Raw genomic sequence first — 13,651 nt, forward strand, 5'->3', positions numbered from 1 at the left:
GGCAAAGAAAAGTAGGTGCCGCCCCGCACAGGGGCGACGCTTGAAGCGAGCTAACAATTCGCGGATGCCAGCACAAAGGCAAAAACACCAAACCTCAAGCCACGTGCAAATTGCCTTGCATCAACATCCTCACCCGTGACAAATCCGCCTCAACATGGCCCTGATGTTCAAACAATTCAGCGAGCCAATCGACAAAAGCCCTGACCCGCGGCGACACTCGCCGCCCTTTCACATAAGCAACCGAAACAGGCATAGGCACAGGCTTCCACTGCGGCAAAACCTCTCGCAGCAACCCTTTGTCCAATAAAGCCTGTGCAGCAATCCTCGCCGGCTGAATCAACCCAAGCCCTTGCAGCCCGCAAGTCAGATAGGCATGTTCATCGCTGACCTTGATAAACCCATCCACCTTCACGGTAAGCGGACTCCCACCAACATCAAAATCAAAGTCCACAGCACGCCCGGTAATCATCGACATGCAATTAACCGCGACATGCCCGGAAAGGTCGTCAAGCGTCTCAGGCATCCCATAGCGCTCGAGATAAGCCGGACTGGCACAGGTCACATGCTCCAACGTCCCAAGGCGCCTCGCAGCGAGCCCTGAATCCGGCAACTCGCCAAGTTGAATGCTGCAGTCAACAGCCTCACCGACCAGATCCACATTGCGATGACTCACACCAATCGCAAGATCAATCCCCGGATAACGCTCATGAAAATCATCGAGCGCCGGCAGCACAATAGAAGTCGCCACCGCCCCAGGCATTTCCACCCGCAAACGCCCGCTTGGATTCTCGAGCGTCTGCCGCAGCGTCGCTTCCATCTCATCGATATCAGCAAGAATCTGCGCGCAGCGCTCGTAATAGGCAGCCCCTTCGGGCGTGAGATTCAACCGCCGCGTCGTACGCACGAGCAGCGTCGTGCCCAGCAGCGCTTCCAGATTCTGAACAATCGTTGTTGCCGTCGCGCGCGGAATCTCGAGCGACTCGGCGGCGCGTGTAAAGCTATTGGTATCGACGATACGCATGAACGTGCGCATCGCCTGGATACGATCGATCACGGAACTCTCCAAAAACGGGACATTCCAGAAAAAGACAACGAGCGGAAAACACCACGGCGCGCCCCGTCCCGGTAGGGAAGCGCGCCGCTACTGCACATGCAACGACGGATGCGAGGCGGGAAGCAGGGACAGGCCGCCGTGCTGCGCGGCCTGGATGGAAGGGGTAAAGCGGTTGGGTCCTGCTGCCCGTTACTTGCGCAGCGAGTCGAGATCGATGACGAAGCGGTACTTCACATCGCTCTTCAACATGCGCTCATATGCTTCATTGATCTGCTGCATCTGAATCATCTCGATGTCCGAGGTGATACCGTGCTTGCCGCAGAAGTCCAGCATCTCCTGCGTCTCGGCAATGCCGCCGATCAGCGATCCCGCCAGACGACGTCGCTTCATGATCAGGTTGAACACCTGCGGCGACGGATGATCGTGCTCCGGCGCACCCACCAGCGTCAGCGTCCCATCGCGCTTCAGCAGGCTGATGAACGGATTCAGATCGTGCTGCGCCGCGACCGTGCTGACGATCAGATCGAAGCTGTTCAGATGCGCTTCCATCTCCGCCGGGTTCTTCGAGATCACCACTTCGTCCGCGCCGAGGCGCTTCGCGTCTTCGATCTTCGATGCCGACGTCGTGAACAGCACGACATGCGCGCCCATTGCGTGCGCAAGCTTCACGCCCATGTGGCCGAGGCCGCCCAGTCCGACGATGCCGACCTTCTTGCCCGGCCCCGCACCCCACGTGCGCAACGGCGAGTACAGCGTGATCCCGGCGCACAGCAGCGGGGCCACGCCAGCCGGGTCGAGGTTCTCCGGCACGCGCAGCACGAAGTCTTCATCGACGACGAGTTGCGTCGAATAACCGCCGTAGGTCACAGCGCCAGTCTGCCTGTCGTTGCCGTTGTACGTGCCGACAAAGCCGTTCTCGCAATACTGTTCGAGGCCTTCCTGGCAACTCGGGCACGTGCGGCACGAATCGACCAGACAACCCACGCCGACCAGCTGCCCGACCTTGTACTTCGTCACCTGCGACCCAACGTTCGTCACGCGGCCGACGATCTCATGGCCCGGGACGACGGGGAAAATCGTGTTCTTCCATTCGTTGCGTGCCTGGTGCAGGTCCGAATGACAGACCCCGCAAAACAGGACTTCCATCTGTACATCGTGTTCGCGCAGGTCGCGACGCTGAAATTCGAACGGCGCGAGTTTCGATTGCGCGTCCGTTGCGGCATAGGCGTAGGTCGTGGACATGAGGGCTCCAGCTTGTAGATGCAATTGCGCGAGGCGCCGCGCGAGCCGATCGCGCGGCGATTGAATCTGTCGCGCGCCGAGGCACGCGGAATGTCCGCCGTCTGGTCCGTCCGATGGGCGTTAGCGCTGTATGCAAGCGGCAGCGCCGGGTTGGCAGGCCTCGCGCGAGGCGCGGGACGGGGTGTCGCGGACAGCAAGCGGGCTTTGCGACAGGGTTCCCATGTTAGGGACCGGGCGCCCCTCAGGGAATACCTGAACATCTTGAAGGCTTGCCTATTTCTCCTGGCGCCGTCCGCTCTAGGCCATTTAATGCTAGATTTCAAGCCATATTCTCTGGCGGCACATGTTTTCGCCGAATGGATTCCATCATGTCCGACACAAAACTTTCAAATGGCGCGCCGCTCGCGGAGCGCTCGGCGCAGCAGCGCATGGTCGAATTGCTGCGCACGCTCGCGCCCGCCGAAGGCATGACGGACGCGCCGCTCGAAGGCGTCAAGTTCCTGCGCGCGAATCACCCGATGCCGCGCCGCCCCGTGATGTACGAGCCGAGCATCGTGATCGTCTGTCAGGGCCGCAAGCGCGGCTACCTCGGCGACCACGCGTACATCTACGACGCGCAACAATATCTCGTGCTGTCCGTGCCGCTGCCGTTCGAATGCGAGACGGAGGCGAGCGTGGACGAGCCGTTCCTCGGCATTTCGGTTCGCGTCGATCTCACGATGGTCGCCGAACTGCTCATGCTGCTCAACGAAACCCACGGCGCCGTCGACAGCGAGCCGCGCGGCATCTACTCCACGCCGCTCGACCAGCCGCTCAGCGACGCTGTGCTGCGTCTGCTCGAAGCGCTGGTATCGCCGGTTGACGCGCGCATTCTCGCGCCGTCGATCGTGCGTGAAATCTGCTATCGCGTGCTGACGGGCGTGCAGGGCAACGCAATACGCGCGGCGCTCACACACCAGCATCACTTCGGCCGTATCGCGAAGGCATTGCGCCGCATCCACACCGAGTACGACGGCGATCTCGATGTCGAAACACTCGCGCGCGAATCGGGCATGAGCCTCGCGGTCTTTCACGCACAGTTCAAGAACGTCACGTCGACGTCGCCAATGCAATACGTGAAGACCACGCGTCTGCATCACGCGCGTTTGCTGATGGTGCAGGACGGGCTAAACGCGGGCGCGGCGGCGGCCCGCGTCGGCTATGAAAGCGCGTCGCAGTTCAGCCGCGAATTCAAGCGTCTGTTCGGGTTGAGCCCCATCGATGAAGTGAAGCGCATGCGCGGCACGCTGGACCCGGTCGTGCCGCCGCAGCCGCAACGCGCCGTCGCAAAGTATGTGACAACCAACTGACGCTGCGCACGCGCGGTGCTGTCACGCGGCGTCGTGGCAGCACACGCACAATTTATTGCCTTCGAGGTCGCGAAAGTACGCGCCGTAGTAGTTCGCGTGATACTCGGGGCGCAGCCCAGGCGGCCCTTCGCACGCGGCGCCGTGCGCGAGGGCAGTCGCGTGCGCCCGATCGACGGTGGCACGGTCCGCGGCCAGCAGCGCGATCATCTGCCCATTGCCCGCAACGGCAGGCGCGCCGTCGAACGGCTTGCCGACGAGAAACAGCGGTCGCGCGACGCCCGGCTTCATCCATCCCGCCCAGGGCCGGTCCTCCTCGCGAAACTTCAGCGCGAGTCCCAACTCGGCGAGTACCGCCGAATAGAAGGCGAACGCCCGCTCGAAATCGTTGACGCCGATGAATACGTGGGAAAGCATCGGGTGTGGCTCCTTTCAGGTGTCGATCCGGCGAGGCAGGTAACGCCGATACCAGCATGACTGCTGATCTGGCTATGTTTTCGCGTGGTGAGTACGATGGCTGCGCTGCCCACCCGAAGGCACTCGCAGACAAACTCGCAAACAACACTCACGGAGCCCAATGTCATGAAGCGTTTTCACATCGCACTCGCCGTCGCCAATCTCGACGAATCTATTGCCGACTATAGCAAGCGACTCGGACAAGCGCCCTCGGCCGTCGTGCCGGGTCAGTATGCGATGTGGCGCACGGATCTGCTCAACTTCTCGATCAACGAAAAGCCCGAAAAAGCAGGGCAGTTGCGCCATGTCGGCTTCGAGGACGACGCAGTCGAAGGCTATTCGAGCAGTGTCGACGTCAACGGGCTCGAATGGGAGCTGTTTTCGGCAGCCGAACAGGACAGGCGGATCGTGAGCACTTACGGCGTGCCCGTGCAAAGCTGACCGCGCCGCGAATCGCAAAACGAAACGCAGAAGCTTTACTTCGCGCCGCTCGCTTCCTGCGCTGTGTAGTGCGCGCGCTTTTCCTCATACATCAGCAGGTCGGCGCGCTGCACGCCTGCTTCGATCCGTTCGCCGCGCTGCACGGTCGCCATCCCCATCGAGAAGCTGATCGGCGAGCCTGGATAGAACTGGTTGTTCAGCTCGACCAGCTGGCGAATCGTCTCGATCATCGTCGCGCCGCCGCGCTCGTCGGTGCCCGGCAGCAGGATCGCGAACTCGTCGCCGCCTATGCGCGCCGCGTTGAACGGCGTCTCCATCGCTTTCGCGAGCACTTCGCCGGCGCGGCGCAGCAGCGCGTCGCCCGCCGCATGGCCGAGCTGATCGTTCACGCGCTTGAGGCCGTTCAGGTCGGCCATGATGACCGTCACCGGGAAGGGCCCCTTGCGTTCGAGCCGGTTCAGTTCATCCACATAGAACGAGCGGTTGCGCAGTTTGGTCAGCACGTCGTGCTTGCCGAGGAACTCCAGATACGCCTCGGCCTTCTTGCGCGCGGTGATGTCGGTGAGCGCGACGAGCACGAGGTCCCAGCTGCGCTCGTGTCCCGGCAGCACCGAGAACTGCAGATGCACATGCACTTCGTTCGCATCGAGCGAATAGTTGAGCACTTCGCGTTGCTGGAAAAGTTTCCCGTCCCACAGGTCGATCAACTGCTCGCGGAAATGCGGGCGCATGTCGTCGCGGAATACTTCGGGAAGGCGCGCCAGCAGCGTCTTCTTGTCGGGTGCGGCGAACATCTCCAGCGTGTGCTGGTTGACGTCGAGCACATGAATCTCGGCCATGCAGCGTTCGACGAACTCCGGGTGCACGTCGGTGAAGGTGCGGAAATCGGTGATGCCCGCCGCGCGCGCGTCGTCGAGCAGATGCTTGACGGCGCTGAAATCCTCGACCCACAGCGACACGGGCGAATGCTCGAACAGCCCGCGCACGTATTGCTCGGCCGCCGTCACGCGATGACGCGCCCCTTCCAGTTCCGTTATGTCTTCCGTCGACACCAGCACGCGGTCCCAGCGTTCCTCATGGCCCGGCAGCACCTTGCCCTTGAGCAGCACGTCCAGACGCCGCCCGCCCAGCGTGTAGTTGACCGTCTGGCTCGTGAAGTGGGGCTGGCCGGACCAGAGCTGGCATAGTTCTTCCAGGTGCGTCTTCAGCATGTCGTCGCGAAAGACGGCCGACAGGTTGTCCGTCAGCGCGCTGAAATCCGCCGCTTCGAACAGCGACAGCGTCTGCTGGTTGACCTTGACCACGCGGATGCGGCTCGCGCACTCGGCCACACGTTTGATGTCCTCGCCGATGTGCGCGCGCAGATCCGTCACGCCTTGCGCGCGCCAGTCTTCGAACAGCGCCTTGACGCCGCTGAAGTCTTCGAGCCAGAGCGCGACGGGCGCGAGATCGAACATTTCCGAGTCGTCGTCGGCTGTGGAGCGCGGGCGAGGGTGGTTGGGCATGACGGGTCCAGAAACGAATTTCTCGCTATTCTACGGTGCCAACTGGGCCCGGAGAAAATGTCGGGTGTCCGGTACCGGCCCGGCCGGATGCGGCCGCAACTGTTATAACGGCAAATCGCGGCGATTCTGCAGGCGTCGCACGAAACTCGAATCGAGGCGGCGCGTGTTTATCGCGTGAGCACTGAAACAGTTGTTTGAAACCCCTCGCGGCAAAGCGCGACGAGCCGCGCCGCGGTGTGCTTCAGCCGTGCTGGATCGACGGACAGCGCGCTATCGATTCCTTCGGCAATCCCGTTCACGCGCGCGGCGACAGGCTGGTCCGCGTCCTCCCACGTTTGCGCGAAAGCGGTCTGCTTGCAGGGCCGCACGAAGTCTTCGTCGTGCAGCAGATTGATGCGCGGCAACGCATGCGCGATCGCGACGATCCGGCCGTGCAGGCTGCTGCCGATATAACCGCGGCTGTGCGCGAGCAGCGCGCAGATGTCCCAGATATTCAGCGAATCGAAAAGATGCACGGATGGCGCGCGCATGCGCGCAGCCGTGCGCGCGAAGCACGACAGATCGTCGTGCCACGGCGCCGCGCCTGCGCGGAAGAACACGATAGCGAGGTCGTGCGCGTGCGCGGCATGGTCCAGTTGCGCGGCGATCCGGTCGAGCGTGGCATCGTCGCCGAAGTCGGCGCTGAATTGCACGGCCAGATAGCCGCGCGGTGCCGCTTCGCGTATCCGCGCAACGGCCTGCGTCGCTGCATGCGCGCGAATCGGGTCGCCGAACAGTTCGGCGACCATCACCGCGCAATCGGGTGCGAGCCGCGCTTCGATGCCCGACTTCGCGAGCAGCGCCTGCGTGTGGATGTCGCGCGCACTGACGTCGTCGGCGCGGGCGAGCTTGGCGAGCACTTCGTCGCGCATCGTGAGGTCGCAATCATCGAGCGTCACGCCGCCGATCGCATTGAACAGAACGCGCCCGGCACGCGGCCATGCATCCTTCGACACGACATACGGCGCAAGCTCGCGCGTGTCGAGCACATGTTGCGCCCACGCCGACCGGTCATGCTGTTGCGACGCGATGATCCGTTGCGCGTCGTGGTCCGGTTGCAGCATCACGGCGGCGTCGCACGCATCGCAGGTGAGAATCTCTCCGCCGACATGAAGCAGATCGACCGCACGTTCGTGCCACTGTCGAAGCGCCTGAACGCGATGCCCGCCGTGCGGGCGCAGATCGCGCGGCACGAGTCCCGCGAAGCGCACGTCGCGGCCCGCGAGCATGCGCGCAACGACATGGGGAAACAGCATGTCGCCGAAGTTGTGCCGGTCGAACGCACCGAACAGCACGACGGGTAATGATTGCGCGCTCATCGATCTATTCCGCCAACGCCTCGCACGCACCACGTGTGGCGCGATCGCAAGTTGACTTTCGCATTGCCATGCCCTACGAATCGAATTAACCGGTCGTCGGTTATATCGGTGCAAAGCTTCATACAAGTCACTGAATTCTGTTCGGAGGGTACACGCAATTCCCGCCTGGCCGCGCAAACACGCTTCGCGGCACTGCACGCGAGCGGCACGCGCAATACGAGGAAGACGTGTTTTCCGGTGAAGGCATTCGACGCGCTTCGCCGTGAAGCAGGCGACGATCAGTCTGCAACGCGCCGGCATGCCGGTGCGTCTCGCCATGTCTTGAAGCAGAGAACTGTCATGTTCGCGTACCTCATCGTCGTTGCCGTGTCGGCCTTCATTCCCTATGTCGCGACGCCTGCCGCGGAAGCGGGCGTCAAGGCCATCGTCTCGCATCACAACGATATGGAAACGGGCGACGCGCCCGTCACGCCGACGCTCGTCGCGCAGGATGCGCCCGTCGCGCCCGTGGCGACCGTCGCGAATGCGCAGCCTCGCGAAGCGCATTGAAGCGGCGCAGAGCGCGGTTTCATCGTCGCCGTTTCGCGTGCCGACAGCACGAAGCGGACCGCGCGCCCGCCGTGACGCCGCGCGCGCGCCGCCGCTCGTACGCGTCGATGCCCTTCGTCTGAAGGATGTTTTATCGGCCTGTAACATGGGCGTCGATCATGATCGATCCAGCCGCCGCATGGCGGCTCCACACGCGTCACCACCAAAAGGAGTGCAACCCAATGAGCACGATTACCACGAAGGACGGCACGCAGATTTACTACAAGGACTGGGGCTCGGGCCGTCCCGTCGTCTTTTCGCACGGCTGGCCGCTCGATGCGGACGCGTGGGATGCGCAGATGCTGTTCCTGCTGCAAAACGGCTTTCGCGTGATCGCGCACGATCGCCGCGGACATGGCCGCTCGGATCAGCCGTCGCAGGGCAACGACATGGACACCTATGCCGACGATCTCGCCGCGCTGCTCGACGCGCTCGACATCCAGGGCGCAACCCTCGTCGGCCATTCGACGGGCGGCGGCGAAGTCGCGCACTACATCGGCCGGCATGGCACGAAGCGCGTCGCGAAGGCCGTGCTGATCGGCGCGGTGCCGCCGCTGATGCTGAAGACGGAAGCCAATCCCGGCGGCCTGCCGCTGGACGTGTTCGACGGCATCCGCAAGGGCGTCGCCGATAACCGCTCGCAGTTCTACAAGGACCTCGCCGTGCCGTTCTTCGGCTTCAACCGGCCGGACGCGAAAGTGTCGCAGGGCACGATCGACGCGTTCTGGGCGCAAGGCATGGCGGGCGGCGCCCACGGCCAGTACCTGTGCATCCGCGAGTTCTCCGAAGTCGACTACACGGAAGACCTGAAGAAGATCGACGTGCCGACGCTGATCCTGCATGGCGACGATGACCAGATCGTGCCCATCGACGCAGCGGGCAAGCTGTCCGCGAAGATCGTGAAGAACGCGACGTTCAAGATCTATGAAGGCGCGCCGCACGGCATGTGCGTGACGGAAGCCGACAAGGTCAACGCCGATCTGCTCGCGTTCATCAACAGCTGAACTCAAAGAATATGTCGAAAGCGGCGCGCCCTTGCGGGACGCGCCGCTTTGCTGTTTCATCCGCAGTGTGCTGCATCGCCCGATGCATCTGACGAAAGGATGACCTCACGCATGACAATCGAACTGGACAAGGACGTGCGCAGCGAAGCGATCGCTTCGCTGCAGCGCTACTTCGCGGAGAACATGGACGACCCGATCGGCAATATCCAGGCGGGCGCGCTGCTCGGCTTCTTCGTCGAGGAAATCGGCCCGGTGATCTACAACCTCGCCGTGCAGGACGCGCAGGAACGTATGCAGGCACGCGTGTCGGAACTCGATATCGAGTGTCACGAAGACGCGTTCGGTTACTGGAAAAAATACGGCAAGCGGCGTTGAATCGCGCCCGTCCGTGTCATGCCGCGGCGCGGCTGCGATTGTCGCGCAGCACGAAATCGACGAAGGCGCGCAGCGGCGCGGGCATGTGTTCGCGGCTCGCGTAGTAGAGACGCGGCCCGGTGAACGATTGCCACCAGTCGTGCAGGATCGGCACGAGCGTGCCGTCGTCGAGCGCGGGGCGCAGGAACTCGTCGAACGAATAGACGATGCCAAGCCCGTCGACGGCCGCGCGCCGCTCGATATCGATCACGGAACCAACCAGCGGCCCGTTCGGCACGATCCGCACCGTGTCGTTGCCGCGCCTGAATTCCCATACTGCCAGCACCCCGCTTGCGAAGCGATGGCCGATGCACGCGTGCCGCACAAGCTCGTCGGGATGCTCGGGCACGCCATGCAGTTTCAGATACGCGGGCGACGCGGCGGCGACGAAGCGCTGCATCGACGGCCCGATGGGCACGGCGATCATGTCGCGCTCGATGCGTTCGTCGTAGCGGATGCCCGCGTCGAAGCCGGCCGCGAGGATATCGATGAAGGTGTCGTTCGAGGCCACCTCGACGGTGATGCCGGGGTGTTCGGCCAGAAAGCGCGACAGCAGCGCGGGCAGAACTTCGCGAGCGACGATCGACGGCACGTTCAGCCGTAGCGTGCCAGTGGGACTGTCGCGGAACACGTTGATCGCATCGAGTGCCGTCGAGATTTCGCCGAACGCGGGCGCGAGCCGCTCGAACAGGCGCTGGCCGGCTTCCGTCGGCGTGACGCTGCGCGTGGTGCGGTTCAGCAGGCGCACGCCCAGTTGCTGCTCGAGCCGCCGCACGGCTTCGCTCATCGACGACGCGGACACGCCGCCCGTGGCCGCTGCGTTGCGGAAGCCGCGCGCAGCGGTGACGGCGACGAAGGCTTTCAGATCGCTCAGATCGGGTTCGAGCATTGTTCGGAATTCCGCACGGGGCATTCGGATTGAGTGGGATTATCGCACGGTCGGTTTGCACAGATACTGCGTCTCAAGCGTCGCCCGACATGTTCGACCCGCGAAGGTGTCGGGGCGCGACAGACCTGCTATTTCAACGAATCCACGGAGCGCACTCAGATGAAGCAACGGCAAGCTGGCAAGACGGGCCCGGCGAGTTCGGCGCTCGGCCTCGGCTGCATGGGCATGTCGGGCATGTATGGGCCGGCGGACCGCGCCGAGAGCATCGCGACCATCCACGCGGCGCTAGAGGCAGGCATCACGCTGTTCGATACGGGCGACTTTTACGGCATGGGCCACAACGAGATACTGCTCGGCGAAGCGCTCAGGAGCGCACCCGCGTCGCGCCGCGACAATGCGCTCGTCAGCGTGAAGTTCGGCGCGATGCGCGATCCGGCGGGCGGCTGGACGGGGTACGACGCGCGTCCCGCGGCCGTGAAGAACTTCCTCGCCTATTCGCTGCAGCGCCTGGGCGTCGAGCATATCGACATCTATCGTCCGGCCCGGCTCGATCCGAATGTGCCGATCGAAGATACCGTCGGCGCGATCGCGGAGATGGTGAAGGCGGGCTATGTGCGGCATGTCGGCCTTTCCGAAGTGGGCGCGGCGACGATCCGCAGGGCCGCCTCCGTTACGCCCATCAGCGACCTGCAGATCGAGTACTCGCTGATTTCGCGCGGCATCGAAGACGAGATCCTGCCCACGCTGCGCGAGCTCGGCATCGGCGTGACGGCTTACGGCGTGCTGTCGCGCGGACTGATCAGCGGACATTGGCAGAAGGATTCGGCGGGCAAGGGCGATTTTCGGGCGATGAGCCCGCGCTTCCAGGGCGAGAACGCCGAGCGCAATCTCGCGCTCGTCGATGCGCTGCGCAAGGTCGCGGACAGCAAGGGCGTGTCGGTGGCGCAGATCGCGATTGCATGGGTCGCCGCGCAAGGCGACGACATCGTGCCGCTGGTCGGCGCGCGGCGGCGCGAGAGGCTGACGGAAGCGCTCGGGGCGATTGACGTGAAGCTCGACGCGCACGACCTTGCCGCGATCGAGAAAGCGGTGCCGAAGGGCGCGGCAGCGGGTGAACGCTATGCGGCTGCGCAGATGGCGCATCTCGACAGCGAAAAGGGCGGCGCGCATTGATGCGTTGCGCGTCGACGCTATCGCTGCAAAGCAGATGCGGTAGCATCGAACGCAATCGCGACTCCACGTTCCGCCCATGACCACTTATGTTGCGTTGCTGCGCGCCGTCAATGTCGGCGGCACCGGCAAGCTTCCGATGACCGAGCTTCGCGAGATGTGCGAGGCAGCGGGCTTCACCAACGTTCGCACGTACATCGCGAGCGGCAACGTCGTGTTCGACAGCACGCTGGCCAAACGCGCCGCGCAGCAGGCGCTCGAACGCAGCCTCGAGGCGTATGCGGGCAAGCCGGTCGGCGTGCTGATTCGCACCGGCAAGGAGATGGCCGCCGTGCTGGACGCGAATCCGTTTCGCGACGAAGCGCCGAATCGCACGGTCGCGATCTTCCTCGACGCAGCGCCGCCCGCCGACACGCTGAAACACATTGCCGGCCAGCAGAACGAACAGGTCGCGCTCGGCAAGCACGAGATTTACGTCCACTACGGCGACGGTATGGCAAAGACCCGGCTGAGAATTCCCGCCGCGAAGACAGGCACCGCGCGCAACATCAACACGATTGCCAAACTGGCGGAGTGGGCCGCGCAATCATGATGAAGGGCGCTGCGTGGAACGGGGCTTGTTGCTACACTTTGCGTTGCCCGGTACTTCGTAGCAGCACTTCTCATCTTTCGCTTGCGTCGCGTCATGAAACCTTCCCTGCTCATCCTGATTCCACTTGGCGACGATAGTCGCGCGCGCATTTCAGCATCCTTCGATATTCATTACGCCCCCACGCACGAAGCACGCGTTCAAGCCATCGCGAAAGAAGGCGCGGCGATCCGTGCCATCTTGACCAACGGCACGACAGGTCTCACGGCGGATGAAATAAACCAGATGCCTGCGCTCGAATTCGTCAGCGCGCTCGGCGCGGGTTATGAAAACATCGCGACGTCCCATGCAAAAGCACGCGGCATCGTGCTCGCAAACGGCGCGGGCACGAACGACGATTGCGTTGCCGATCACGCATTGGCCTTGTTGCTGGCCGTTGTGCGCGACGTGCCGCAACGCGACCGCGCGACACGCGAAGGCATCTGGCGCGACTCATTGCCGATGCGGCCTTCCGTGTCGGGCAAGCGGCTGGGTGTCGTGGGGCTCGGCAATATCGGGCTGAAAGTGGCGCGGCGCGCGGCCGGCTTCGATATCGACGTTGCCTATCACAACCGCAAGCCGCGCGACGGCGCGGCGTTGCGCTACTTCGACAACCTGCACGAACTCGCGCGCTGGAGCGACTACCTCGTCGTTGCAACGCCGGGCGGTCCGGCTACCCAGCATCTGGTCGATCGCACCGTGCTCGAAGCGTTGGGGCCAAACGGCTTTCTGGTGAACGTGTCGCGCGGCAGCGTCGTCGATACGGCGGCGCTTGCGCATGCGCTCGCGAACGGTGTGATAGCGGGCGCGGGTCTCGATGTGTACGAAGGCGAGCCGCAGCCGCCGCAGGCATTGGTGCATCTGACGAACGTGGTGCTCACGCCGCATGTGGCGGGCACCTCGCCCGAAGCGATCACGGCTTCTGTCGATAACTTCATCACGAACGCGACGCGCCATTTCGCAGGCGAAGACGTGTTGACACCCATCTGAGCGTTCACATCACGAGGACCTTTCGCGCATGGCAAAGCATACGGCACTGATCGAATGGAGCGGCAACGGCAGCAAGTTCACCGACAACCGCTATAGCCGCGCGCATCGATGGACGTTCGACGGCGGCGCGGTGGTGCCCGCATCGAGTTCGCCGCATGTCGTGCGCGTGCCGTTCTCCGATCCGGCCGGCGTCGATCCTGAAGAGGCGTATATAGCGGCGCTGTCGAGTTGCCATATGTTGTGGTTTCTGTCGATCGCAGCCGAACAAGGTTATGTCGTCACGTCGTATCGCGATGAAGCCGAGGGCACGATGGCGAAGAACGACGAAGGCAAGGAAGTGGTCACGCGTGTCGTGCTGAAACCGGCCGTTGCGTTTGCGGGCGCGAAGGCACCGAGCGATGAAGCGCTCGCGCATCTGCATCATCTCGCGCACGACGCGTGTTTTCTTGCCAATTCGGTGAAGACGGTGATCGATGTCGAAGGGAGCTGGAGCTTCGGGCAGATTCTTTGACGGGCAATCATGCGGTGCTTGTGTCGAGTCTCGACGGAGACTCGTCATTGCGATA

The 13,651-nt window shown here is 63.4% G+C and carries 15 protein-coding genes; 9 read left to right on the top strand and 6 right to left on the bottom strand.

The features are described from left to right. Nucleotides 1-94: 94 nt before the first annotated feature. Together KFO72_RS20570 and KFO72_RS20575 are read right to left on the bottom strand one after the other, a co-directional pair. Nucleotides 95-1,054: a LysR family transcriptional regulator gene (locus tag KFO72_RS20570; protein WP_062917440.1), complete on the bottom strand. Its 960-nt coding sequence runs from the start codon at nt 1,052-1,054 to the stop codon at nt 95-97. Nucleotides 1,055-1,243: 189 nt separating this feature from the next. Further along, nucleotides 1,244-2,296 carry an NAD(P)-dependent alcohol dehydrogenase gene (locus tag KFO72_RS20575; RefSeq protein ID WP_054930752.1) on the bottom strand — a complete coding sequence of 351 codons (1,053 nt, stop codon included), beginning with the start codon at nt 2,294-2,296 and terminating at the stop codon, nt 1,244-1,246. A gap of 368 nt (nt 2,297-2,664) precedes the next feature. On the opposite strand from KFO72_RS20575, the gene KFO72_RS20580 reads away from it, so the two are divergent. Further along, nucleotides 2,665-3,645 carry an AraC family transcriptional regulator gene (locus KFO72_RS20580; protein ID WP_225032887.1) on the top strand — a complete coding sequence of 327 codons (981 nt, stop codon included), beginning with the start codon at nt 2,665-2,667 and terminating at the stop codon, nt 3,643-3,645. Between the two features lie 21 nt (nt 3,646-3,666). Here the strand turns inward: KFO72_RS20580 and KFO72_RS20585 are convergent, their stop codons facing one another. Next, a complete protein-coding gene (locus tag KFO72_RS20585) occupies nt 3,667-4,059 on the bottom strand; it encodes a VOC family protein (RefSeq protein WP_176055085.1) in 393 nt (130 codons plus the stop codon). A gap of 165 nt (nt 4,060-4,224) precedes the next feature. Here KFO72_RS20585 and KFO72_RS20590 point away from each other — a divergent pair, with 165 nt between their 5' ends. Continuing rightward, entirely contained in the window at nt 4,225-4,539 is a 315-nt protein-coding gene (locus KFO72_RS20590; RefSeq protein ID WP_224102307.1) for a hypothetical protein, read from the top strand. A 35-nt stretch (nt 4,540-4,574) separates the two neighbouring features. Here KFO72_RS20590 and KFO72_RS20595 read toward each other — a convergent pair whose 3' ends face one another. Then, nucleotides 4,575-6,044 (bottom strand): sensor domain-containing diguanylate cyclase, encoded by a 1,470-nt coding sequence (locus tag KFO72_RS20595; RefSeq protein WP_062916963.1) that lies wholly within the window; start codon nt 6,042-6,044, stop codon nt 4,575-4,577. A 167-nt stretch (nt 6,045-6,211) separates the two neighbouring features. Continuing rightward, on the bottom strand, nt 6,212-7,402 hold the full coding sequence (locus KFO72_RS20600; RefSeq protein WP_225032888.1) for a polysaccharide pyruvyl transferase family protein: 1,191 nt from the start codon (nt 7,400-7,402) through the stop codon (nt 6,212-6,214). Nucleotides 7,403-7,741: 339 nt separating this feature from the next. Here KFO72_RS20600 and KFO72_RS20605 point away from each other — a divergent pair, with 339 nt between their 5' ends. The 3 genes from KFO72_RS20605 to KFO72_RS20615 all read left to right on the top strand — a co-directional run bounded on the left by KFO72_RS20605 (nt 7,742) and on the right by KFO72_RS20615 (nt 9,369). Further along, on the top strand, nt 7,742-7,951 hold the full coding sequence (locus tag KFO72_RS20605; protein ID WP_146174457.1) for a hypothetical protein: 210 nt from the start codon (nt 7,742-7,744) through the stop codon (nt 7,949-7,951). Between the two features lie 221 nt (nt 7,952-8,172). After that, nucleotides 8,173-8,994 (top strand): alpha/beta fold hydrolase, encoded by an 822-nt coding sequence (locus KFO72_RS20610; protein ID WP_225032889.1) that lies wholly within the window; start codon nt 8,173-8,175, stop codon nt 8,992-8,994. 111 nt (nt 8,995-9,105) lie between these two features. After that, nucleotides 9,106-9,369, top strand: a complete 264-nt coding sequence (locus KFO72_RS20615) for a DUF2164 domain-containing protein (protein ID WP_225032890.1) — start codon at nt 9,106-9,108, stop codon at nt 9,367-9,369. Between the two features lie 16 nt (nt 9,370-9,385). Here KFO72_RS20615 and KFO72_RS20620 read toward each other — a convergent pair whose 3' ends face one another. Continuing rightward, nucleotides 9,386-10,297 (bottom strand): LysR family transcriptional regulator, encoded by a 912-nt coding sequence (locus KFO72_RS20620; protein WP_225032891.1) that lies wholly within the window; start codon nt 10,295-10,297, stop codon nt 9,386-9,388. Nucleotides 10,298-10,456: 159 nt separating this feature from the next. On the opposite strand from KFO72_RS20620, the gene KFO72_RS20625 reads away from it, so the two are divergent. From KFO72_RS20625 to KFO72_RS20640, 4 genes are all read left to right on the top strand, one after another. Then, the gene (locus tag KFO72_RS20625) at nt 10,457-11,470 is read left to right on the top strand and encodes an aldo/keto reductase (protein ID WP_225032892.1); all 1,014 of its coding nucleotides are present in this window, start codon (nt 10,457-10,459) and stop codon (nt 11,468-11,470) included. 76 nt (nt 11,471-11,546) lie between these two features. Next, the gene (locus KFO72_RS20630) at nt 11,547-12,059 is read left to right on the top strand and encodes a DUF1697 domain-containing protein (RefSeq protein ID WP_054930744.1); all 513 of its coding nucleotides are present in this window, start codon (nt 11,547-11,549) and stop codon (nt 12,057-12,059) included. A gap of 93 nt (nt 12,060-12,152) precedes the next feature. After that, nucleotides 12,153-13,085, top strand: coding sequence for a 2-hydroxyacid dehydrogenase (locus tag KFO72_RS20635; RefSeq protein ID WP_225032893.1), 933 nt, complete (start codon nt 12,153-12,155; stop codon nt 13,083-13,085). Between the two features lie 28 nt (nt 13,086-13,113). Beyond that, complete coding sequence (locus KFO72_RS20640) at nt 13,114-13,596, top strand: OsmC family protein (protein ID WP_060605775.1); 483 nt, start codon at nt 13,114-13,116, stop codon at nt 13,594-13,596. Nucleotides 13,597-13,651 lie beyond the last annotated feature (55 nt).

Source organism: Paraburkholderia sp. XV (assembly GCF_020177535.1).
Lineage (GTDB): Bacteria > Pseudomonadota > Gammaproteobacteria > Burkholderiales > Burkholderiaceae > Paraburkholderia > Paraburkholderia caribensis.